Origin of the sequence: Kribbella sp. NPDC051952 (assembly GCF_040680855.1) — a bacterium.
In the GTDB taxonomy this organism is placed as follows: domain Bacteria; phylum Actinomycetota; class Actinomycetes; order Propionibacteriales; family Kribbellaceae; genus Kribbella.
Genome location: NZ_JBFAXQ010000004.1, coordinates 170,027 through 191,336, shown reverse-complemented (window position 1 = coordinate 191,336; position 21,310 = coordinate 170,027). Strand labels below are relative to the sequence as shown.

The window sequence follows — 21,310 nt, the reverse complement described above, 5'->3', positions numbered from 1 at the left end:
CGGTGCCTTCGACATCGGATCTGGCGGCGACGCTCGAGCATGATCAGGCCGTAGGACGGCTGCGCGAGTCGTATCAGCGCATCCCCACCGGGGACCCCGTCCGGCTGGCGAAGCGCAGTTCGAACCTCTTCCGGCCGAGAACCGAGGTCGACCGCCCCGGGCTGGACGTGTCGAAGCTGACCGGCGTGATCAGCGTCGATCCGGTCGCCCGGACCGCCGACGTCCAGGGCATGTGCACCTACGAGGACCTGGTCGCGGCGACGCTGCCGCACGGGCTGGTCCCGATGGTCGTCCCGCAACTGAAGACGATCACCCTCGGCGGTGCGGTCACCGGCCTCGGCATCGAGTCGTCGTCGTTCCGGGCCGGCCTGCCGCACGAGTCCGTCCTCGAGCTCGACATCCTCACCGGCGCCGGTGAGGTGGTCACCGCGCGACCCGACGGCGAGCACGCGGACCTGTTCCGGATGTTCCCGAACTCCTACGGCACCCTCGGCTACGCGACCCGGCTGCGGATCGAGCTGGACAAGATCTCGCCGTACGTCGCGCTGCGCCACGTCCGCCTCGGTCTCGACGAACTGGCTCCGGCGATCGACGAGATCGTTGCTTCCGGCACGTACGACGGGACGCCGGTGCACTTCGTCGACGGGGTCGCGTTCAGCCCGTCGGAGGCCTATCTGACGCTCGGACGGAACAGCGACGCCGCCGTCCGGACCAGCGACTACACCGGCCAGCAGATCTTCTACCGCTCGATCCAGCAACGGCAGACCGACTTCCTCACCGCGCACGACTACCTCTGGCGCTGGGACACCGACTGGTTCTGGTGCTCGGCCGCGTTCGGCGCCCAGCAGCCGGTCGTGCGGCGGCTCTGGCCGCGACGCTGGCGGCGGAGCGACGTGTTCCACAAGATCATCGGCTTCGAGAACCGGCACCATTTCGCCGCGCGCCTGAGCAAGCGCCGCGGCCAGCCGGATCGTGAACGCGTCGTCCAGGATGTGGAGATCCCGGCCGACCGGCTGGCCGGCTTCCTGCGCTGGTTCGACGCCGAGGTCGGGATGCGGCCGGTCTGGCTGTGCCCGCTGCGGCTGCGCGGTGACCAGGACTGGCCGCTGTACCCGCTCAAACCCCGCGAGACCTACGTCAACGTCGGCTTCTGGGGCACCGTCGCGATCGCCGACGGTGCGGCCGACGGCGACGTCAACCGCCGGATCGAGGCGGCCGTCGCCGAGTTCGGCGGGCACAAATCGCTGTACTCCGACGCTTACTACGACCGAGACACCTTCGACCGGCTCTACAACGTCCCGGCCCTGACCGAGGTGAAGCAACGCTATGACCCGAACGCCCGGCTGACCGGGCTCTACGAGAAGGCGGTGACGCGGCGATGACGACGCTCGCGACCCAGGTTTCGATCGCTGACGCACTCACGACCGTGACCCCGGACGGCCTGCCGTTCCGGTTCACGGCGTACGACGGCAGCGCGACGGGCCCGGAGGACTCGCCGATCCACATGCATCTCGCCTCCGAGCGCGGCCTGTCCTACGTACTCACGGCACCCGGTGACCTCGGCCTGGTCCGTGCGTACGTGATGGGTGACCTGGAGATCACCGGCATCCACGAGGGCAACCCGTACGACCTGATGCGGATGATGCTCAACCAGGTGCACTTCGAGCGCCCGACGCCGTCGGAGGCCCTCCGGATCGTCCGCGGGCTCGGCTGGAACCACCTGAAGCCACCGCCTCCCCCGCCGCAAGAGCACCTGCCGAAGTGGCGCCGTACGTTCGAGGGTCTGCGGCACTCGAAGGCGCGGGACAAGGCGGCGATCCACCACCACTACGACGTGTCGAACACGTTCTACGAGTGGATCCTCGGGCCGTCGATGACGTACACCTGCGCGGTTTACCCGACGGCGGACGCGACGCTGGAGCAGGCGCAGCACGAGAAGTACGACCTGGTCGCGCGCAAGCTCGACCTCAAGCCGGGGCAACGGCTCCTCGACGTCGGCTGCGGCTGGGGTGGCATGGTCCGGCACGCGGCTCGCGAGTACGGCGTCCACGCGCTGGGCGTCACATTGTCGGCGGCGCAGGCGGAGTGGGCGACCGAGGCGATCAAGCGGGAAGGGCTGGAGGACCGGGCGGAAGTGCGGTTCCTGGACTATCGCGACGTACCCGAGCGGGACTTCGACGCGATCAGCTCGATCGGGCTGACGGAGCACATCGGCGTACGCAACTATCCGTCGTACTTCGGGTTCCTGCTGGACCGGCTGAAGCCGGGCGGGCGGCTGCTGAACCACAGCATCACGCGGCCTGACAACCGGTTCCGCAACACCGGCGCGTTCATCGACCGGTACATCTTCCCGGACGGCGAGCTGATCGGGTCCGGGCGGATCATCGCCGAGGCCCAGGACGCCGGGTTCGAGGTCCGGCACGAGGAGAATCTGCGCGAGCACTATGCGCTGACGCTCGCGGCGTGGTCCGACAACCTGGTCGAGCACTGGGACGAAGCTGTCGCTGAGGTCGGCCACGGGACCGCCAAGGTCTGGGGGCTCTACCTGGCCGCGTGCCGGGTCGGCTTCGAGCGCAACAACACCCAGCTCCACCAGTTCCTGGCCGTGAAACTCGACGACAACGCCGACGCGCACTTCCCGCTCCGCCCGAACTGGCTGAGCTGAACCGATTTGGGCCGTGCGGTGTAGTAGGGGGTAGGACCAGCAGAGGAGACGGCGTGGGCGGGACGACGGTCAGGCGACGGGGGCGCGGGGCGGTGGTGCTGGCCACGGTGGCTTTGGTGGCGGGGTGCTCGGACGACGGCGGTACGCCGACGCCCGGGCCCGCCGCGCCGGGCACCTCGAGCACGGCCTCCGGGCCGGCCTCGGTGCAGCTCACGGTGGCTTCGACGGTGGCGACGGGGATCGAGGTGCCGTGGGGGCTGGCGTTCCTGCCGGACCAGAGTGCGCTGGTGGCCGAGCGGGACTCGGGGAAGATCAAGCGGATCGCCGACGGGCAGGTGAGTGACGTCGGCGAGGTGGATGACGTGAATGCGTCGTCGGAGGGTGGGCTGCTCGGGCTGGCCGTCGATCCTGGGTATCCGGGCCGGCCGTACATCTACGCGTACTACTCCGGCGGCGACGACAACCGGATCGCGCGGATCACGTACCAAGGCGGCAAGTTGTCCGATCAGCAGGTGATCCTCGAGGGGATCCCGTCGGCCGCCATCCACAACGGCGGCCGGCTGCGGTTCGGGCCCGACGGGTTCCTGTACGCCGGGACCGGCGACGGCTCGGATCGGCCGAACTCGCAGGACGACGGGTCCCTGGGCGGGAAGATCCTGCGCATCACCACCGACGGCAAGGCCGCGCCGGGCAACCCGGACGGCCGCGTGTGGATCACCAAGGGGCACCGGAACGTGCAGGGGCTCGCGTTCGACGGCAGCCAGTTGTACGCCGCCGAGTTCGGGCAGAACACGTGGGACGAGTTGAACGTCATCACGCCCGGCAACAACTACGGCTGGCCGGGTGCCGAGGGGATCAGTCAGCTTGATGGGATGACTGATCCGATCGCTCAGTGGCATACGTCGGATGCATCGCCGTCGGGGATCGCGTTCGCCAAGGGACACATCTTCATGGCGTCGCTGCGCGGTGAGCGGCTGTGGGCGATACCTGTTGCCGGAGGCAAGCGAGTTGGCGAGCCGCAGGCGTTCTTCACCAACAAGTACGGGCGTTTGCGGACAGTTGAGGCAGCTCCGGACGGTTCGTTGTGGGTGACGACGTCGAATACTGACGGGCGTGGGGACACCAAGGACGGCGACGATCGCATCCTGCGGATCACGATCGGCTGATTGCCAACCGTTTCAACTCTTCGGTCGTCTGGTACTTGTTGGGAGAGACCCACACGACCTGAGGAGGAGATCGGCATGCAGACCGGCCAGGGGCCCGTTGTTCCCAGCAGTGTGATCGCGGCGGTGAGCAGCTTCGACGATGCTCAGCGCACGGTCGTCTACCTGCGAAGTTACGGGATGGACGCGGGGAGCCTGGAGGTGGTCGGCGCCGAACTCCGGCAGACCGAGAGACAGCGAGTGGTCCCGGTCGCGAAACTCGCCGGTGTGGGTGCGCTGCAAGGCGCGCTCCTCGGGGTGCTCGCCGCGATCTTCATCACACTGGTCGCCGAGACGACGCTCACCGGTTTGGCGGTCGTCGTGTGGGGCTTCGTGTACGGCGTACTCATCGGTGGGCTGTGGGGGTTGTTCCGGGGGCTGGTTCGCAACCGCCCGGACGCGCTCACCACCAATGTCGTCCCCACCCGCTACGAAGTCCGCTGCCCATCCGACGAACTAGCCATAGCCCAAACCCTCCTGGCCGACGCCGCCGACGTAGACGACGGCCGGGTCGAACGAGAAGTAATAGCCGACACTCCCCAGAGAGACGCCGCCTAAGCGCTCCAGGCGGGCCTGGGTTGGACGGATGCCGGGCGCCCATTGGTTGGTGGGCGCCCGGCATGCCTCCTGGTACTAGATGCCGAGCTTGGCGTTGAGGAGTTCGCGGACCTTGGCTGCGTCGGCTTGGCCTCGCATGTCCTTCATGACGGCGCCGATGAGGGCGCCGGCTGCGGCCGGCTTGCCGGAGTTGACCTTTTCGACCACGGCCGGGTTGGCGGCGATGGCTCGGTCGATGGCTTCGAGGAGCGCCGAGTCGTCCGAGACGAGCGCCAGGCCACGCGCGGAGATGATCGCGTCGATCGGCCCCTCGCCCTTCAGCAGACCGTCGAACACCTGACGCGCCAGCTTGTCGTTCAGCTCACCCTTGTCGACGCGCTCCTGGACAGCCGCGACATCCGCCGGAACGATGCCGAGATCCAGCAGATCCTTGCCCGACTCGTTCGCGGCGCGGGCCAGCTCGCCCAACCACCACTTCTTCGCCGCAGCCGCTGGGACCCCGAGCTCGACCGTCGCCACGATCGGCTCCAGCGCGTTCCCGTTGATGACGTCGCGCATCTCCAGGTCGGTGAAACCCCACTCCTCCTGCAGCCGGACCCGGCGTACGGAAGGTGCTTCCGGCAACGACGCACGGATCTCCTCGACCCACTCCCGCGACGGCGCGACCGGGACCAGATCCGGCTCCGGGAAGTACCGGTAGTCGTCCGCGTCGGACTTCTCCCGACCGGACGTGGTGATGCCCGTGTCCTCGTGCCAGTGCCGGGTCTCCTGCAGGATCTTCCCGCCGGTGGACAGGATCGCCGCCTGCCGGGTGATCTCGTACGTCACCGCGCGCTCGACCGACCGGAACGAGTTCACGTTCTTGGTCTCGGTCCGGGTCCCCAGCGTCGAGGACCCATGCGGCTTCAGCGACACGTTGGCGTCGCACCGCAGCGACCCCTGGTCCATCCGAACGTCGGAGACGCCCAACGCGAACAGCAGATCGCGCAGCATGCTCACGTACGCCCGCGCCACCGCCGCGGCCTTCGCCGGCGGCACCTCGATCGTCTTCGTGACGATCTCGATCAGCGGGATACCGGCCCGGTTGTAGTCGACCAGCGAGTGCGAGGCACCGTGGATCCGGCCGGTCGCGCCACCGACGTGAGTGGACTTGCCGGTGTCCTCCTCCATGTGAGCGCGCTCGATCTCGATCCGGTAGGTCTCACCGTCGACGACCACCTCGGTCCAGCCGTTGAACGCGATCGGCTCGTCGTACTGCGAGGTCTGGAAGTTCTTCGGCATGTCCGGGTAGAAGTAGTTCTTCCGGGCGAACCGGCACCACTCGGCGATCTCGCAGTTCAGCGCGAGGCCGATCTTGATCGCGGACTCGACGCCGCGCCGGTTCACCACCGGCAGCGCGCCCGGCAGACCGAGGCAGACCGGGCAGGTCTGCGTGTTCGGCGGCGCGCCGAACTCGGTCGGGCAGCCGCAGAACATCTTCGACTTGGTGTTCAGCTCGACGTGGACCTCGAGGCCCATCACCGGGTCGTACTGCGCCAGCGCGTCGTCGATCTCGAGAACGGTGTCAGTCATCGGGTCACCTCCAGCTCCGGAGCCTGTGCCATCAGCACGCCACCCCACTGCTCGGCCAGCGCGGACTCCAGCGCCGCGCCCACGGTGTAGCACAGGTCGTCACGCATCACCGGTGCCATCACGTGGAAACCGACCGGCATGTTGTCCTCGTCGGCCAGACCACACGGGAACGACGCGGCCGCGTTGCCGGCCAGGTTGGACGGGATCGTGCAGAGATCGTTCTTGTACATCGCGATCGGGTCGTCGATCCGGTCGCCGATCGCGAACGCCGTCGTCGGCGTCGCGGGCGAGACGAGCACGTCGACCTGCTCGTAGGCAGCCGCGAAGTCGCGGGCGATCAGCGTCCGCACCTTCTGCGCCTGGCCGTAGTAGGCGTCGTAGTACCCGGCCGACAACGCGTGCGTGCCGAGGATGATGCGGCGCTTCACCTCCGCACCGAAGCCGGCCTCGCGGGTCAGGCTCGTCACCGTCTCCGCACTGTTCGTGCCGTCGTCGCCGACGCGCAGCCCGTACCGCATCGCGTCGAACTTGGCGAGGTTGGACGACGCCTCACTCGGCAGGATCAGGTAGTACGCCGGCAACGCGTACTCGAAGTGCGGACACGAGACCTCGACCACCTCGGCGCCGAGCTTGGTGAGCAGCTCGACCGCCTCGTGGAAGCGTGCCTCGACACCCGGCTGGTATCCCTCACCGCCGAGCTCCTTGACCACGCCGATGCGCAGACCGGCCACGTCACCGTTGCGAGCCGCCGCGACCACGGCCGGGACCGGCTGGTTGATCGAGGTCGAGTCCATCGGGTCGTACCCGGCGATCGCCTCGTGCAGCAGGGCCGCGTCGAGCGTCGTCCGGGCACACGGCCCAGGCGTGTCGAGTGAGGAGGCCAATGCGATCAGCCCGTAGCGCGAAGTCCCGCCGTACGTCGGCTTGACGCCGACCGTGCCGGTGAACGCACCCGGCTGCCGGATCGAGCCACCGGTGTCGGTGCCGATCGCGAGCGGCGCCTCGTACGCCGAAATCGCCGCCGACGACCCACCGCCGGAACCACCGGGGATCCGGCCCAGGTCCCACGGGTTGTGGGTGGTGCCGTACGCCGAGTTCTCCGTCGACGAGCCCATCGCGAACTCGTCCATGTTGGTCTTGCCGAGGATGACGATCCCGGCTGCCCGCAGCCGCTTCACGACCGTCGAATCGTACGGCGGCTTCCAGCCCTCGAGGATCTTCGAACCGGCTGTGGTCGGAATGCCCTCCTGCGTCAGCACGTCCTTCAACGCCAGCGGGACGCCGGCCAGCGGGCCCAGCTTCTCGCCGGCCGCGCGCTGCGCGTCCACGGCCGCGGCCTGTGCCAGCGCGCCTTCGGTGTCGACGTGCAGGAATGCGTGCACGGCACCGTCGACGGCGGCGATCCGGTCCAGATGCGCCTGGGTGACCTCGACCGAACTGGCCTGGCCGGACGTCATCAGCTCCGCGAGCTCGGCTGCGGTCTTCCTGGTCAGGTCAGACATCAGTCCTCCTCCAGGATCCGCGGCACCCGGAAGCGCTGCTGCTCCGCGGCGGGCGCACCGGAGAGCGCCTGCTCGGGCGTGAGGCACGGAACGTTCTCGTCCGCGCGCATCACGTTGGTCAGCGGCAGGGCGTGTGAGGTCGGCGGAATGTCGTCCGCGGCCACCTGGCTGACCTGCCCGACCAGGGTGATGATCTGGTCGAGCTGTGGCGCGAGGTGATCGAGCTCGTCGTCGCTGAGCTCGATCCGCGCCAGTCGCGCCAGGTGCGCGACCTCTTCGCGGGTAATCGATGGCATGAACTGAATCCAATGCTTGCAAGTGTGCCGAAGGAGTCAACACCGGGAAGTTCTCGGTGTAACCCGAGCCATCCTAGTAGGCGGCTGTGACGGTCGTGTGTCGTTGTCCCCCGGGCTGTGGACAGCCGGGTTCGTGACATGGTGTGGTCAGTTGCCGAGAGGGCCGGGCGTGTCTTCGCGTTCCGCTCTGTAACATTGGCGGCGACAGGGCGTTACGCGCATGGTGATCGGCTGGGAGATGATCGTTCGGTGTTCCTGCTGCGATTGATCATCCCGGACCGGCCCGGCTCGCTGGGTACCGTGGCGACTGCCCTCGGTGAGGTGAATGCCGACATCCACGCCATCGAGATCGTCGAGCACCGGCGTGAGAACGGCACCGCCGTCGACGACATCGTGGTCGACCTGCCGCAAGGCGTGCTGCCCGATCGTCTGGTCTCGGCCTGCAACAGCGTGCCCGACGTCGAAGTGATCTGGTTCTCCCGGTACGGCGCCGGCGGCGGACTGCACATGGACCTCGAGGCCGTCGAGCAGATGACGTCGGCTCCCTCGGACGCGATCGACATCCTGGTCGAGCAGTCGCCCGCCGTGCTGCACGCCGACTGGGCCGCGTTGCTGGACGGCACGGGCAGCGAGGTGAAGGTCGCGCTGGAGACGAGCGCCACGCCCGAGTTCGGTGAGATGGCCGGCCGGTGGTTGCCGATGGAGAAGGCGACGACGCTGGAAGCCCCGGACCACAAGGGCCTGTCGGAGTCCGTCCTGGTCGCGGCACCGCTGGAGTCCGACCGCCGCATTCTCGTCATCGGCCGCCGCGGCGGCCCCGAGTTCCTCGGCTCCGAGGTCGCCCGTCTGAGCTACCTGGCCTCGCTGGCAGTCACCATCCGCGCCTCCGCTTGACCCCAGACACGCAGAAGCCCCCGCCCGAAGGCGGGGGCCTCTCGCTGTTCTAGGTGAATTGAAAGTACGCGAGGGTCCACAGGCCGGCGATGACCAGCAGGACCACGACGCCGACCAGGGCGACGATCAGGATCGCCTGGCTGTTGCTGCCGTTGCGGTCCGGGAGGTCGAACTGGGTGGGGCCCCAGGCCCCACCACCGTCGACCCGCTGGGCTGCCTCCGGCGGGGGCGCGGCCGTCGTCCGTGCCTCCCGCTTCTCGCGAGGGAACTTCATCCAGCCTCTCCTGCCGTCGCGGTCTGTCCCGGTCGAACCTCAGACGTAGAACGACTCGTACGAGATGTCGATCTCCTGCGAGGCGTAGTCGTCCGAGTTGTTGCCGGTGATCTCGATCCGCCACCCGGCCACATAAGAAGCGTACGACTTCCCGTCGTTGTGTGCCTGGATGTACGACTTCACCGCCGCCGCATCGCCGCCCTTCAGTACGCCGAACGCGTCGTTCACCGCGACCGGCAGAGCCTTCTTGACGTTGGCCGGGTCACCCGAGGCGCTGATGGTGAGGTTCTTGATGCCCTCGCCCTCGCTGGCGTAGAAGTACACCCGCTGCGAGTCGAACTTGGCGACCTGCTTGCTGCACGAGCTCGTGCAGACGTAGTTCTTCGCCTTCAGCGCCGCGGTCAGCTGGGCCGCGGTGGTGTCGAAGGTCTGCTTGGGCAGGTCGAACGAGTCCGATCCGGACTTGCCGCCGGACAGCGCGTAGGTGTCACCGTCGTTGCGCAGCTGGAACTCGCCCCAGCTGCTGCCGACCTTTTGCGACTTCTGGCCGTTGTTGACCGCGTCCTGGATCTTCTTGACCTGGTCGCCGCCGAAGGTGTCGTTGCCGATCGCCTGCAGCGCCTGGTCGAAGGTGACCTTGGCGTTGTTGACGTTGTCCTCGTCCTGCGAGCTCAGCTTGACGCCGATGATCGTGCCGTCGGGCTGGAACTGGAAGATCGCTTCCGCCTCGGTGGCACCGGCGTACTTGAAGCAGCCGCGGTGTGCGCCCTGGGAGGTGTTGAACAGGTCGCTGCAGCCGAAGCCGGCACCCTGGAGCTTCTCGGTCGCGGTCTTCGCCTGCCCGGTCGCGTTGCCGAGCTGGCCGTTGTCGCCGCCGCCGGTGGTCTGGTTGCCGGTCGGCTCCGAGGTGGTCGGGTTCGACTCGGGCTTGTCGTCACCACCGAACGCGTGGATGCCGAGGAAGACCAGCAGGCCGATCAGCACGATGCCGACGACACCGCCGCCGATCACCAGCGGCAGCTTGTCCTTGCTGATCCCGCCGGGACCCTTCGAGCCGCCGGGACCACCCGGCTGCCATTGGGGTCCGCCCGCCGGGCCGCCCTGCTGCTGGTGCTGCCAGCCGGCTTGCTGCTGCCCCTGCTGGCCCCAGGACTGCTGCGAGTAGCCACCGCCCTGCTGCGTGGAGCGCTGACCCCAGCCGCCACCCTGCTGAGCCGGCTGGCCCTGCGGGGGCTGGCCCTGCTGCGGTCGCTGACCCCAACCGCCCTGCTGGGGAGGCTGCCCTTGCTGCGGCGGCTGTCCCTGCGGGGGCTGACCTTGAGGGTGACCCTGTGGCTGGCCTTGGTGGGGCTGGCCCTGCTGCGGCTGGCCTTGCTGTGGCTGCTGCGGTCGCTGACCCCAGCCTCCACCACCCTGGCCCGGAGGCTGCTGTCCCCAGCCGCCACCCTGCTGCGGAGGCTGGCCTCCCTGTCCCCCCTGCTGCCCGCCTGGCTGGCCCCCCGGCTGCCCAGGACCCCAGGGTCCCTGCGGCGGCGTCGTCATATTCGCTCCTTTTGACCCACGTATCGACGTGCAAAGTTAACAGTCCGACGGCTCAGCACAGCCGCCGGATCCACCGATGTACGACGTGTTTTCAGCCCTGGTCGGAATCCGGAGTCGTGGCGACCTCCGCTGCGGCCTCGGCGCCCTGGTCCAGCAGCACCCGGAATCCGGACGCGTCCAGAATCGGTACGCCGAGCTGGACCGCCTTGTCGTACTTCGATCCGGGCGAGTCGCCGACCACGACGAACGACGTCTTCTTCGACACCGAGGACGCCACCTTTCCGCCCCGCGAGACGATCGCCTCGGTCGCCTCGTCCCGGCTGAACCCCTCGACCGTCCCGGTCACGACGACCGACAGACCGGTCATCGTCTGCGCCACGGTCGGTCCGGTGTGCTCCTCGCGGAGCTGGACGCCGGCCGCCTTCCACTTGTCCACGATCGCCGCGTGCCAGTCGACCTCGAACCACTCGATCACCGCGTGCGCGATGGTCGGCCCGACGCCCTCGATCTCCGACAGCTCCTCTTCACCGGCCGCGCGGACCGCGTCGATGTCGTCGTACACCGCTGCGAGCGCCTGCGCGGCGGTCGGTCCGACGTGCCGGATCGACAGTGCGACCAGACCGCGCGACAGCGGCTGGGTCTTGGCCTGTTCGAGGTTCGTCAGCAGTTTCAGTGCGTTCGCCGACAGGGATCCGGCCTTCGTGGTGAAGAACGAGCTCCGGGCCAGGTCCTCCTCGGTGAGCCCGAACAGGTCGCCCTCGTCGGTGATCAGCCCGTCGCTGATCAGCGAGTCGGCGCCCTTGAACCCGAGCGCCTCGATGTCGAACGCCGATCGCCCCGCCAGGTGGAAGAGCCGCTCCCGCAACTGCGCCGGGCAGGCCTGCGTGTTCGGGCAGCGGATGTCGACGTCGGCCTCCTTCATCGGCCGCAGCTCGGTGTTGCAGGACGGGCAGTGCGTCGGCATCACCCAGGGCTTCGCGTCCTTGGGCCGCAACTCGATCACCGGGCCGAGGATCTCCGGGATCACGTCACCGGCCTTCCGCAGTACGACGGTGTCGCCGGGGACCACGCCCTTGCGCTCGACCTCCCGCGCGTTGTGCAGGGTGGCGAACTCGACCGTTGACCCGGCCACGCGGACCGGCTCCATCACGCCGTACGGAGTGACGCGGCCGGTGCGGCCGACGTTCACCTCGATCTTGAGGAGCTTGGTGGTGACCTCCTCCGGCGGGTACTTGTACGCGATCGCCCAGCGTGGGGCGCTCGACGTCGAGCCGAGCGCGCGCTGCAGATCGACCTCGTCGACCTTGACCACGACACCGTCGATCTCATGGTCGACGGAGTGCCGGTTCTCGCCGTAGTACGCGATGAATTCGTTGACCTGGTCAAGCGTCTCGACCTTGCGGGCCCGCTCACTGACCGGCAGGCCCCAGGCCTTGAGCTGCTCGTACGCCGAGGACAGCCGACTGACGTGATACCCGTCGACGCGGCCCAGACCGTGGACGACGAACCGCAGTGGGCGGCTCGCGGAGACTCGCGGGTCCTTCTGCCGCAGCGAACCGGCGGCGCTGTTGCGCGGGTTGGAGAACGGGTCCTTGCCCGCCTCGACCAGCTGCGCGTTCAGCTCCTCGAAGTCCTCGACGCGGAAGTAGACCTCGCCGCGGACCTCCAGGAACGACGGGAGATCCTTGCCGGCGAGCTCGTTCGGGATGCTCTTGATCGTGCGAACGTTCAGTGTCACGTCCTCACCGGTCCGGCCGTCACCGCGGGTCGCACCGCTGACCAGCTTGCCGTCCTCGTAGACCAGGTCGAGCGCGAGCCCGTCCACCTTCAGCTCGCAGATGAACCCGCTCTCGTGGATCTGTTGCAGCGTGACCTCCCGCTCCAACCGCTTCGCCCAGGCCTCCATCTGCTCGGCGGAGAAGGCGTTGCCCAGGCTCTCCATGCGCGTCGGGTGGTTTACCGCCGTGAACAGCGTGGAGATCGGTACGCCGACCTTCTGCGTCGGCGAGTCCGGCGTCCGGAGCTCGACGTACTGCTCCTCGATCGCCTGTAACTCGTGCATGAGCGCGTCGAAATCCGCGTCCGAGATCGTCGAGGTGGCCAGGTAGTACCGCACCCGGTGGTCCTCGATCTCCTTGCTCAGGGCCGCATGCCGCTCCCGCACCTCAGGCGGCGCGGCGGGAATCTCCGTACTCATAAGCAGAACTTACAGCGACCCACCGACGTTTTAAGTGTTCTCCGCAGCTTCGGCGACAACATCCGCGGTACGGCGCAACAGGTCCAAGCGCGATCGCGCATCAGAGGGTGACGGTGCGGACGCGAGACCGCACGCGGGCGTGATCACGACCTGCTTGAGGATCTCGGGGTCGAGACCGAGCTCTCGCCAGCGGCGGACGAGTGGATCGGCTGCCTGCTCCGGATTCGGCAGATTGCCGGTGGTGGCGATCAGTCCCGCGTACAGCGTGGATCCGGCCTCGGCGGCCACTGCGATCTGGTCCCAGGCGGCGTGATTGAGCAGTGAAATATCCACAGCCACCCCCGCCGCACCCGACTTGGTGAAGACCTCGATCGGCGGCCGGGCGGCGCAGCAGTGAATCACTGTCGGTGCCTGCGTGGTGACGAGGCTCAACAGCTCGACTGCACCAGGCCCGTCCACCGAGCGGTGCTTACTCCAGCCGGACGCAGTCGGGATGGCCCCGGCCAGTACGGCGGGCAGCGCCGGCTCATCGATCTGTACGACGAGCTCCGCCCCGGGCACCCGGCGTCGTACCTCGGCCACGTGGTCAGCCAGCCCCAACGCCAGCCCCTCGGCCAGATCCCGCCGCGCACCGTGGTCGGCCAGCACCTTGTCACCGCGCGGCAACTCCACCGTCGAAGCCAGCGTCCACGGACCCGTCAACTGCAGCTTGAAAGGACCGCTGTACCCGTCGGCGAACTCCTCGAGCACGTCCATGTCCTCAGCGAGCAAAGACCGAGCCCGCCGCTGATCCAGGCTCGCCCGCGGGTCACTCCCCCCGGTCAGCCGCCACCCAGCCGGTTGCAGATCAGCAGCCAGCTCACTCAGTACGGCGACGGCCCGGCTGAGCATGTCGCCGTACGGACGCACCGGCAGTTCGGCCAGGAAAGGAATGTCAACCGCTTCGAGCAGGACCTTCGTCCACTCGCGGATGTCGTCACCCGGGAGTGAACCCAGGCCGGTGGTGGTCATGCGTTTTGCGTGGCTACGCGTGCGACCGTGTCGATGGTTGCCGACCCGATCACTCGCGTCCCGTCGTACAGCACGACTGCTTGACCGGGCGCGACCGCTGCGGTCGGCTCGTCGAAGTCGACGTGGACGAGTTCCCTGTCGAGCCGCGCGGTGACGGCGACCTCCTCGCCGTGCGCGCGGAGCTGAGCCTTCACTTGCATCTCACTGGTCGGCACCGGCCCGCACCACCGCGGCTTGGACGCGGTCAGCCGCGCGACTGCCAACTCCTCGCGCGATCCCACCGTCACCGTCCGGTCCACCGGGCTGATGTCCAGTACGAACCGCGGCTTGCCGTCCGCGGCCGGCGTACCGATCTTCAGGCCCTTGCGCTGACCGACGGTGAAGCCGTGGGTGCCCTTGTGCTCGCCGAGCTTGTTGCCCTGCGCATCGACGATGTCGCCGGGCGCCTCCCCCAGCTGCTTCCCGAGGAAGCCTGCGGTGTTGCCGTCGGCAATGAAGCAGATGTCGTGGCTGTCCGGCTTGGCCGCCACCGACAGCCCGCGCCGCTCGGCCTCTTCCCGGACCTCGGTCTTGACCGTGTCACCGAGCGGGAAGAACGCGTGCTTCAGCTGCTGCTGCGTGAGCACTCCGAGCACGTACGACTGGTCCTTGGCCGGATCCACGGCCCGGTGCAGCTCCCGGCCGGCGTCCGTCTCCACGATCCGCGCGTAGTGCCCGGTCGCGACCGCGTCGAAGTCGAGTGCCAGCGCCCGCTCGAGTACGGCGCTGAACTTCACCTTCTCGTTGCAGCGCAGACACGGGTTCGGCGTCCGGCCGGCGGCGTACTCGCTGACGAAGTCCTCAACCACATCTGCGTGGAAGCGCTCGGCCAGGTCCCAGACGTAGAACGGGATGCCGATCACGTCCGCGGCCCGGCGGGCGTCGCGGGAGTCCTCGATCGTGCAGCAGCCGCGCGCGCCGCTGCGGTACGACTGCGGGTTCCGGCTCAGGGCCAGGTGCACTCCGACCACGTCGTGCCCGGCTTCGGCCATCCGCGCCGCCGCGACGGCGGAGTCGACCCCGCCGGACATGGCTGCGAGTACCCGCATCAGTTGTTCCTTCCCACGTTCTGCAGACCGGCGGACTTGGCCCGCTCCACCACCGGTCCGATGTTCTCCAGTACGGCGTCGATATCTGCCCGGGTGCTGGTGTGGCCGAGGGTGAACCGGAGTGACCCGCGCGCCCGCTGGTCGTCGTACCCCATGGCCAGCAGCACATGGCTCGGCTCGGCGACCCCGGCGTTGCACGCGGATCCGGTCGAGACCTCGATCCCACGTGCGTCGAGCAGCAGCAACAGCGAGTCACCCTCGCAGTCGCTGAAGGACAAGTGTGCGTTGTTGGGCAAGCGGTCGCTCGGGTCGCCGGACAGCTTCGCGCCCTCGACCGTGCTGGTGATGCCCTCGATCAGCGTGTCTCGCAGCTCGGTCAGCCGCCGCGCCTCGTCGGCCTGGTGCTTGATCGCGTGCTCCATCGCCACCGCGAACCCGGCGGTCGCCGGCGCATCCAGCGTGCCGGAGCGGACGTCGCGCTCCTGCCCGCCACCGTGCAGGATCGGCGTCAGCTTGGTCTCCTTGTGGACGACCAGCGCCCCGATCCCGTACGGGCCGCCGAGCTTGTGCGCGGACACGGTCATCGCGTCCACCCCGAGCTCCGCGAAGTCCACCGGCACCTGCCCGATCGCCTGGACCGCGTCGGTGTGCACGGGTACGCCGTACTCCTGGGCGATCGCCGCGATCTCACGGACCGGCTGGATCGTGCCGACCTCGTTGTTCGCCATCATCAACGTGACGAAGGACACGGACTCGGGATCGGTCTCGATCGCCCGGCGGACGTCGTCCGGCCGCACCCGGCCGAGCTCGTCGACGGGCAGCCACTCGATCTCGGCCCCCTCGTGCTGACCCAGCCAGATCGCCGGGTCGAGGACGGCGTGATGCTCGATCCCGCTCAGCAGGATCCGGCGCCGGCGCGGCTCCTCGGCCAGCCGGGACCACCAGAGGCCCTTCAGCGCGAGGTTGTCCGCCTCCGTGCCGCCGGAGGTGAAGACCACTTCGCTGGGCTGCGCTCCGAGCGCTGCGGCGATCGACTCGCGCGATTCCTCCACCGTCCGCCGGGCGGCCCGGCCGGAACCGTGCAGGGACGACGCGTTGCCGGTTCGCGCGAGGTGATAGGTCATCGCCTCGATCGCGGCCGGGAGCATCGGAGTCGTCGCCGCGTGGTCCAGGTAGACCGTGCGGCGCTCGGAAGAAGTCATATCGGTTTCAAGGGTATGTCCGCCGCCCTTGTTCCCGCGCATCGAGGCTCAGCTTCCCGCGCATCGAGGCTCAGGGCTCGGACAGCAGGCTGAGCGTGCGGGTGTGCTCGAACGCGGCCCCGATCTGCTCGAACCGCTCCGCCGCCGCCCGGAACAGGTCCTGGTCCCCGGTCAGCCGGCCCCGCGCCCGCAGGAGCACCGCGTCGGACCAGGCGTTCTCGCTCACCGCGCGTTCGACGTACTGCTCGGCGTCCGGGAGGCCGGCCGCGACCGCCAGTTCGGCCCCGGCGCCGCGGGCGTACGGCACCCACCAGGGCTCGGGGAATTCCGCGAACGCCCGCTCGACGACGTCCGGCACGTCAGCCGGTTGCTCCCCGAGGTCGAGCTGGTGGAGGGCAAGCCTGGCCTCGACGAAGGCGGCAGTGGTCATTAGCATCCGGGCCTGCGACGGGTCGTCGACCCTGGCGAACTCCAGCGCCCGGGCCTGCCAGACCGCTGCCTGACCTGTTCCCAGGAGTCCGTGGGCCATGGCAGCGGCGGATGCGGCCGATGACATCCAGGCGTGCGAAGGGCACCCGGCCGCCCGCCAGCCGGTCCACATCAGGTCCGCCTCCCGGATCGCCTCGTCGAACAATCCGCTCAGCGCGAAGGCCCGGATCTTGCGCGGAGCCGTGATGTACGGGTGCTCGTTCACCGGATCGTCGTTCAACCGGGCCAGCCGAACCGCTTCCGTCAGCTCGCCGACCGCGACGGCCGTGGTCGAAGCTACGTGGTACGCGTCCACGATCTCCGCGACCGCTCGCGGGTCGTGCTCAGGCAGGGTCGCCGCCAGGGCGAGCCGCTCCTTGGCCGCCTCGCGGGCCGCGTGCAGCCGGCCGGCACCTCCAAGCGCGGTGCCGTACGCGTCGAGCGCGTTCATGATGGCCAGCGGGTCCTTGGCCTCTCGAGCCGCCTCGACCGCGTCCTCGGCCAGTTCGAGGTCGAAGCGGCCGACCCAGGCTCGGGCGATGCGATCCGCCACCGTGTCGCCGCCGGGAACCAGCAGGCTGGCGCCGCGATCCGGCGGCATCGGGATCTCGACCTCGTACCGGTTGATGATGGTGACCGCGTTGGCCAGCGCCTCCTGCCGCACCTGCGGGTCGTTCTCGGCCGCGGCTCGCAGCATCAGGTGGTACGACTCGGTGCCGTCGGCCACTGTCAGCGTCGCATCGGCCGCGTCCCGCAGATCGTCGTACAGCTCGGTGGCGTCGGCAGCATGATCTGCAGCGGTGAGGTAGTGGTCGTGCGCCTCGATGAAGCGCTTCCGCGCGAAGGTCAGGTGCGCGAGCGTGCGGGCCAGCTTGCGTACGCCGGGATTCGGCCGACTGACCGCCTCCCTCAGGTCCGCCGTCACCTGGTCGAACTCGGACCAGTCCTCACCGGCTTCCAGGCTGGCCTCCAGCCGGGCGGCCGTGCTCTCGGCCCATGCCAGGTGCAGTACAGCGACTTCGTCGTACTCACCGGATCGGTCCAGCTCGTCCAGTGCGTAGGCACGGACGGTCTCCAGCATTCGCCACCTGCTCGCACTGACATGCTGGGTGCGGTGCAGCAGGCTCTTGTCGGTCAGCCGCCCCAGGAGATCACTCAGCTCGGCCTTTGTCGTTGTGGGCGTCAAGGCGGCCGCAGCGGTCAGATCGAAGCCACCGACGAACACACCGAGCCGTCGGAACAGCTTGCGCTCGGCATCGTCCAAGAGCTCGTAGCTCCAGCCGATCACCTGTGCCAGCGAGCGATGCCGCTCATTGGGCCCGCGTCCGCCCGCCAGCAACCGCAGCAGGTCGTCAAGCGCCGCCAGCAACCCGTCCGGCCCAAGCGAACCGGCCCGAGCGGCAGCCAACTCAATAGCCAGCGGTACGCCGTCCAGCCCGGCGCACAGCTCGCCCGCGACCTGTGCGTCGGCTGCTAGCTCTGGTGCGACCAACTCGACCCGATCGCGAAACAGCTGCTCCGCTTCGGATCCGAGCGCCAGTGGACCCAGGTGCACCGGACGTTCGCCGGCCACCCCGATCCGCTCTCGACTGGTGACCAGCACGGCGGTATCCGGCGCCTGGGTGAGTACTCGGGCAAGCAGGTCGCCCACCTCGTCAACCACGTGCTCGCAGTTGTCCAGCACGAGCAAGGTGCGGCCTCGACGCAGTCGATCGAGCAGTGTGTCCGTGGGAGTTTGCGGAGGCTGCTCCCGGACCCCGAGGGCCTCGGCGACCGCGGCCACGACGAACCCGGGCCGGACCGGGACCAGATCGACGAAGGCACCGCCGTACGGGTAGTTGCCGCCGATCTCGGCGGCGACCTGCAGCGCGAGCCTGGTCTTGCCGACCCCGCCCGGTCCGAGCAGGCTGACCAGCCGGTTGCTGCCCAGCGCCGCGAGCAGTTCGGCCTTCTCTTGCTCCCGACCGACGAAGCTCGTCCCGGGCTTGGTCAGCAGGATGAACCCGGGTGCCTGGTCGTTGAGGTCGGCGACGGCCACGAGTTCACGGCGGTCGGAGACGCCGTACTTGCGCAGGAGTGCGGAGACGTGGCTCTCGACCGTGCGGACGCTGATGTGCAGTTGCCGCGCGATCTGTGCGTTCGACCGGTCCCCCGCGAGCGCGGACAGGACCTCGGCCTCCCGCGCAGACACCTCCCTCGGACCCGCCATTGGGCCATCATGCCGTTTCCGTGGTCCGTCAGTGGTCGGCACGGAGGACTTTCCGTACCGCCGGCTCGCAGTGTGGTGTGCACGAACCCCACTGATTGGAGCAGACCATGGGACACGTACTGCTGGACATCACGATGTCGCTCGACGGCTTCGTCACCGGACCCGGCGCCGACCTCGCCCACGGCCTCGGCGTCGGTGGTGAGCCGCTGCACGACTGGATCGCCGGTGAGCAGACCGAGGACGACCAGGAGGCGCTCAGGCGCACGTACGACGGCATCGGCGCCGTCGTGATGGGACGCCGTACGTTCGACGTCATCGACGGGCCGATCGGCTGGCCCGACACCGACGATGATGCGCGGCCGCCTATCTTCGTCGTCACCTCACATCGACCGAGCCGGGTCCGGCTCGAAGGGTGGTTCGAGTTCGTCACCGAGGGCATCCACGACGCGCTCAAGCGCGCGCAGGACGGCGCCGGTGAGCGCGACATCATGATCATGGGCGGAGGTCACCTCTGCCGGCAGTACCTGTACGCCGGACTGGTCGACGAGGTCCGCATCCATGTCGCCCCGATCGTCCTCGGCGACGGCACGCCGCTGTTCGAACGTACGACGATCGCGCCGATCCGGCTCGTTCAGCGCGAAGCTGTGCATACGCCGAACGCCACCCACCTCACGTACGACGTAACCCGCAAGGAGTCCTGATGTCCGCCGAGATCCTCGACCAGCGCGCAGCCGCGGTCATCGAAGCCAACAAGTACCTGACGCTCGGGACGGTCGACGCCGACGGCCTCCCGTGGGTCACGCCGGTCTACTTCACCCCGGACGGCCACGACACCTTCTACTGGTGCTCATCACCGGCAGCCTGGCACTCGAAAAACATCGCGACGACGCCGACCGTCAGCATCGCGATCTTCGACTCCAGCGTCCGCATCGGTGGCGCATCCGCCGTGTACTTCCGTGCCCAGGCCGAGCTGGTCCCGGACCACGAGTTGGAGGCCAGCGCGGCGCTCTTCTCGTCCCGCTACCCCGAACTGCGCTCGTACGGCGCCGACGCCTTCCGCGACCCGGACGACCTCTTGCTCTACCGGGCCCGTGCCACCGAGCACTGGATCCTGGTCCGCGGCAGCGACCCGGACTACGGCAAGGGCATCGACTCACGTCATCCGGTCTGGCGATGAGATCGATGCCAGCCACGGGTGGCCTGGGTGCAGGCGCTCGATCATGTCGGCCAACCAGGTGCGTCGGGTCGCGCTGAGCAGGGGCAGTGCGGCTGCGAGGTCCTGCTTGTCCTTCGGCCGATCGAGGCGAGCTTTGTAGGCGAGTGCCATCTCGGGGTTGAGATAACGGATGCCGTCGGCACCGATCCAGGTGATCTCGTCGAGGGCGAAGTCGAGGGTCGGGTCACGCCGGAAGACCCAGCGGTCGTTGCGATCCGGATTCGGCTGCAGGTCGAACTCCCATGGCGCCAGCGCGTGCCTGCGGATCCAGATCTGGTCGGCGTCCTCCGGCTGCTCGGGTCGCTCGTCGGTGAGGGGCTGGAGGCGGCCGCCTGCATTGGACCACAGGTCGTAGCGGTCTTTGAGATACAGCCGGAGTTTCTCGATGTCGCGGCGCCAGAATGACACGTCGACGTCCTCGTGCTCGCGTCGTACGCCGGTGAACGCCTCGATCGCGTAGCCGCCGTTGACCCACCAGTCACCGTCGAATCCTTCGAAGGTCTCCTGGGCGTCCGCGGGAGTGGAGACCTTCCACGGCCCGTAGAGGCGTTGGAAGGCGAGTTCCTCCGGGTCGAGGCCGTCCGGGTAGCCGGTCATTGGGTGCGCCAACGGCTGTGGTGGGTCCAGCCGATGAGGTCGGCGGCGCGTTGGCAGTTGAAGAGGGACTCGGTGCCGTTGAGAACCCCGTGGATCCTGGTGTCGGGTGAGTAGCGGGCCAGGAGGTCTGCGGTCGGCTGGTGCATGCCGGTGTCTTCGGCGGCGATCACCAGGGCTGCGTAGTTGTCGGAGCGGGGGTTGAGGGACAGGACGCAGGCACGAGCCGCTTCGGCGAGATCGACGTACCCCCAGAGGTTGCGGCGGTTGTCCTCGGGCGGCGCGTCGGCGATGTACCGGCGGACCTCGTCGGGTTCGAGGATCCAGTGGAAGCGCAGTGCGGTGACCTGCATGCCGCGGCGGCCGTACAGCTGCCCCATGCGCTCGAGCAGGTCCTTGGTCAGCGCGTACGGATCGACGTACCGCAATTCGGTCTCTTCGTCGATGGGGACGTCCGGGGTGCCGATCTCCTCGGGCGACCAGGCCGTGCCGTAGATCGAGCCGCTGGACGCGAGTACGGCGGTGCGGATGCCCAGCGTCCACGCCTCTTCCAGCGCGTTGAACGTGGTGATCGCGTTGGCCTGCAGCAGCTCGAGCGGGCCGATATTCTCCGGGCTCGCGATCCCGGCGCAGTGCACGATCGCGTCCACGTCCGCGAGCGACTCCGCGACCGCGTTCCGGTCGCTCAGGTCCACCGGATGTGGGCCGGTCAGATCGGCCTCGACCACCTCGTGTCCGTCGGCTCTCAGCTGCCGGCAGACCTCGGTTCCCAACCTCCCGCGAGCCCCACTCACCCAGATGCGCACCCGCCGATGCTAGC

The 21,310-nt window shown here is 68.6% G+C and carries 20 protein-coding genes; 8 read left to right on the top strand and 12 right to left on the bottom strand.

The window, feature by feature from the left end; translation table 11 throughout:
- Positions 1 to 2: 2 nt before the first annotated feature.
- The 4 genes from AB0L70_RS10210 to AB0L70_RS10195 all read left to right on the top strand — a co-directional run bounded on the left by AB0L70_RS10210 (position 3) and on the right by AB0L70_RS10195 (position 4,425).
- Entirely contained in the window at positions 3 to 1,382 is a 1,380-nt protein-coding gene (locus AB0L70_RS10210; protein ID WP_363682186.1) for an FAD-binding oxidoreductase, read from the top strand.
- Positions 1,379 to 2,665 carry a cyclopropane-fatty-acyl-phospholipid synthase family protein gene (locus AB0L70_RS10205; RefSeq protein ID WP_363682184.1) on the top strand — a complete coding sequence of 429 codons (1,287 nt, stop codon included), beginning with the start codon at positions 1,379 to 1,381 and terminating at the stop codon, positions 2,663 to 2,665. Before AB0L70_RS10210 ends, AB0L70_RS10205 begins: the two co-directional genes overlap by 4 nt.
- 53 nt (positions 2,666 to 2,718) lie before the next feature.
- Complete coding sequence (locus tag AB0L70_RS10200; protein ID WP_363682182.1) at positions 2,719 to 3,831, top strand: PQQ-dependent sugar dehydrogenase; 1,113 nt, start codon at positions 2,719 to 2,721, stop codon at positions 3,829 to 3,831.
- A 75-nt stretch (positions 3,832 to 3,906) separates the two neighbouring features.
- The gene (locus AB0L70_RS10195) at positions 3,907 to 4,425 is read left to right on the top strand and encodes a general stress protein (RefSeq protein ID WP_363682180.1); all 519 of its coding nucleotides are present in this window, start codon (positions 3,907 to 3,909) and stop codon (positions 4,423 to 4,425) included.
- 75 nt (positions 4,426 to 4,500) lie between these two features.
- On the opposite strand, the gene gatB is transcribed toward AB0L70_RS10195, so the two are convergent.
- The 3 genes from gatB to gatC are packed head-to-tail and all read right to left on the bottom strand — an operon-like array spanning position 4,501 to position 7,795.
- Positions 4,501 to 5,997, bottom strand: coding sequence for an Asp-tRNA(Asn)/Glu-tRNA(Gln) amidotransferase subunit GatB (gene gatB / locus AB0L70_RS10190; RefSeq protein ID WP_363682178.1), 1,497 nt, complete (start codon positions 5,995 to 5,997; stop codon positions 4,501 to 4,503).
- Positions 5,994 to 7,499: an Asp-tRNA(Asn)/Glu-tRNA(Gln) amidotransferase subunit GatA gene (gene gatA, locus AB0L70_RS10185; RefSeq protein ID WP_363682176.1), complete on the bottom strand. Its 1,506-nt coding sequence runs from the start codon at positions 7,497 to 7,499 to the stop codon at positions 5,994 to 5,996. Before gatA ends, gatB begins: the two co-directional genes overlap by 4 nt.
- Positions 7,499 to 7,795 carry an Asp-tRNA(Asn)/Glu-tRNA(Gln) amidotransferase subunit GatC gene (gatC, locus tag AB0L70_RS10180; RefSeq protein ID WP_363682174.1) on the bottom strand — a complete coding sequence of 99 codons (297 nt, stop codon included), beginning with the start codon at positions 7,793 to 7,795 and terminating at the stop codon, positions 7,499 to 7,501. The genes gatA and gatC overlap by 1 nt, the downstream gene beginning before the upstream one ends.
- Before the next feature lie 249 nt (positions 7,796 to 8,044).
- Here gatC and AB0L70_RS10175 point away from each other — a divergent pair, with 249 nt between their 5' ends.
- Positions 8,045 to 8,689: an ACT domain-containing protein gene (locus tag AB0L70_RS10175; protein ID WP_363682172.1), complete on the top strand. Its 645-nt coding sequence runs from the start codon at positions 8,045 to 8,047 to the stop codon at positions 8,687 to 8,689.
- A gap of 49 nt (positions 8,690 to 8,738) precedes the next feature.
- Here the strand turns inward: AB0L70_RS10175 and AB0L70_RS10170 are convergent, their stop codons facing one another.
- A complete protein-coding gene (locus tag AB0L70_RS10170; protein ID WP_363682170.1) occupies positions 8,739 to 8,963 on the bottom strand; it encodes a hypothetical protein in 225 nt (74 codons plus the stop codon).
- A 39-nt stretch (positions 8,964 to 9,002) separates the two neighbouring features.
- Positions 9,003 to 9,974, bottom strand: coding sequence for a hypothetical protein (locus tag AB0L70_RS10165; protein ID WP_363682168.1), 972 nt, complete (start codon positions 9,972 to 9,974; stop codon positions 9,003 to 9,005).
- On the opposite strand from AB0L70_RS10165, the gene AB0L70_RS10160 reads away from it, so the two are divergent.
- Positions 9,912 to 10,520 (top strand): hypothetical protein, encoded by a 609-nt coding sequence (locus AB0L70_RS10160; protein WP_363682166.1) that lies wholly within the window; start codon positions 9,912 to 9,914, stop codon positions 10,518 to 10,520. The two genes, AB0L70_RS10165 and AB0L70_RS10160, sit on opposite strands and share 63 nt — an antisense overlap.
- 76 nt (positions 10,521 to 10,596) lie before the next feature.
- Here the strand turns inward: AB0L70_RS10160 and ligA are convergent, their stop codons facing one another.
- The 5 genes from ligA to AB0L70_RS10135 form a co-directional block, all read right to left on the bottom strand.
- The gene (ligA, locus tag AB0L70_RS10155) at positions 10,597 to 12,702 is read right to left on the bottom strand and encodes an NAD-dependent DNA ligase LigA (protein ID WP_363682164.1); all 2,106 of its coding nucleotides are present in this window, start codon (positions 12,700 to 12,702) and stop codon (positions 10,597 to 10,599) included.
- Positions 12,703 to 12,732: 30 nt separating this feature from the next.
- Positions 12,733 to 13,713, bottom strand: a complete 981-nt coding sequence (locus tag AB0L70_RS10150) for a methionine synthase vitamin-B12 independent (RefSeq protein WP_363682162.1) — start codon at positions 13,711 to 13,713, stop codon at positions 12,733 to 12,735.
- A complete protein-coding gene (mnmA, locus tag AB0L70_RS10145; RefSeq protein ID WP_363682160.1) occupies positions 13,710 to 14,801 on the bottom strand; it encodes a tRNA 2-thiouridine(34) synthase MnmA in 1,092 nt (363 codons plus the stop codon). Before mnmA ends, AB0L70_RS10150 begins: the two co-directional genes overlap by 4 nt.
- The gene (locus tag AB0L70_RS10140; protein ID WP_363682158.1) at positions 14,801 to 16,003 is read right to left on the bottom strand and encodes a cysteine desulfurase family protein; all 1,203 of its coding nucleotides are present in this window, start codon (positions 16,001 to 16,003) and stop codon (positions 14,801 to 14,803) included. The genes mnmA and AB0L70_RS10140 overlap by 1 nt, the downstream gene beginning before the upstream one ends.
- Before the next feature lie 70 nt (positions 16,004 to 16,073).
- Positions 16,074 to 18,680, bottom strand: a complete 2,607-nt coding sequence (locus tag AB0L70_RS10135) for a LuxR C-terminal-related transcriptional regulator (protein WP_363682156.1) — start codon at positions 18,678 to 18,680, stop codon at positions 16,074 to 16,076.
- Positions 18,681 to 18,787: 107 nt separating this feature from the next.
- On the opposite strand from AB0L70_RS10135, the gene AB0L70_RS10130 reads away from it, so the two are divergent.
- Complete coding sequence (locus AB0L70_RS10130; protein WP_363682154.1) at positions 18,788 to 19,381, top strand: dihydrofolate reductase family protein; 594 nt, start codon at positions 18,788 to 18,790, stop codon at positions 19,379 to 19,381.
- Positions 19,381 to 19,857, top strand: a complete 477-nt coding sequence (locus AB0L70_RS10125) for a pyridoxamine 5'-phosphate oxidase family protein (protein WP_363682152.1) — start codon at positions 19,381 to 19,383, stop codon at positions 19,855 to 19,857. Before AB0L70_RS10130 ends, AB0L70_RS10125 begins: the two co-directional genes overlap by 1 nt.
- On the opposite strand, the gene AB0L70_RS10120 is transcribed toward AB0L70_RS10125, so the two are convergent.
- A complete protein-coding gene (locus AB0L70_RS10120; protein ID WP_363682150.1) occupies positions 19,834 to 20,493 on the bottom strand; it encodes a hypothetical protein in 660 nt (219 codons plus the stop codon). The genes AB0L70_RS10125 and AB0L70_RS10120 overlap by 24 nt on opposite strands.
- Entirely contained in the window at positions 20,490 to 21,296 is an 807-nt protein-coding gene (locus AB0L70_RS10115; protein WP_363682148.1) for an NAD(P)-dependent oxidoreductase, read from the bottom strand. The genes AB0L70_RS10120 and AB0L70_RS10115 overlap by 4 nt, the downstream gene beginning before the upstream one ends.
- Positions 21,297 to 21,310: the final 14 nt, after the last annotated feature.

Coding starts and splice junctions, on each gene's coding strand:
- AB0L70_RS10205 (WP_363682184.1), top strand. CDS start 1,379: ATGACGACGCTCGCGACCCAGGTTTCGATCGCTGACGCACTCACGACC.
- AB0L70_RS10195 (WP_363682180.1), top strand. CDS start 3,907: ATGCAGACCGGCCAGGGGCCCGTTGTTCCCAGCAGTGTGATCGCGGCG.
- gatB (WP_363682178.1), bottom strand. CDS start 5,997: ATGACTGACACCGTTCTCGAGATCGACGACGCGCTGGCGCAGTACGAC.
- gatA (WP_363682176.1), bottom strand. CDS start 7,499: ATGTCTGACCTGACCAGGAAGACCGCAGCCGAGCTCGCGGAGCTGATG.
- gatC (WP_363682174.1), bottom strand. CDS start 7,795: ATGCCATCGATTACCCGCGAAGAGGTCGCGCACCTGGCGCGACTGGCG.
- AB0L70_RS10170 (WP_363682170.1), bottom strand. CDS start 8,963: ATGAAGTTCCCTCGCGAGAAGCGGGAGGCACGGACGACGGCCGCGCCC.
- ligA (WP_363682164.1), bottom strand. CDS start 12,702: ATGAGTACGGAGATTCCCGCCGCGCCGCCTGAGGTGCGGGAGCGGCAT.
- AB0L70_RS10150 (WP_363682162.1), bottom strand. CDS start 13,713: ATGACCACCACCGGCCTGGGTTCACTCCCGGGTGACGACATCCGCGAG.
- mnmA (WP_363682160.1), bottom strand. CDS start 14,801: ATGCGGGTACTCGCAGCCATGTCCGGCGGGGTCGACTCCGCCGTCGCG.
- AB0L70_RS10140 (WP_363682158.1), bottom strand. CDS start 16,003: ATGACTTCTTCCGAGCGCCGCACGGTCTACCTGGACCACGCGGCGACG.
- AB0L70_RS10135 (WP_363682156.1), bottom strand. CDS start 18,680: ATGGCGGGTCCGAGGGAGGTGTCTGCGCGGGAGGCCGAGGTCCTGTCC.
- AB0L70_RS10130 (WP_363682154.1), top strand. CDS start 18,788: ATGGGACACGTACTGCTGGACATCACGATGTCGCTCGACGGCTTCGTC.
- AB0L70_RS10125 (WP_363682152.1), top strand. CDS start 19,381: ATGTCCGCCGAGATCCTCGACCAGCGCGCAGCCGCGGTCATCGAAGCC.
- AB0L70_RS10120 (WP_363682150.1), bottom strand. CDS start 20,493: ATGACCGGCTACCCGGACGGCCTCGACCCGGAGGAACTCGCCTTCCAA.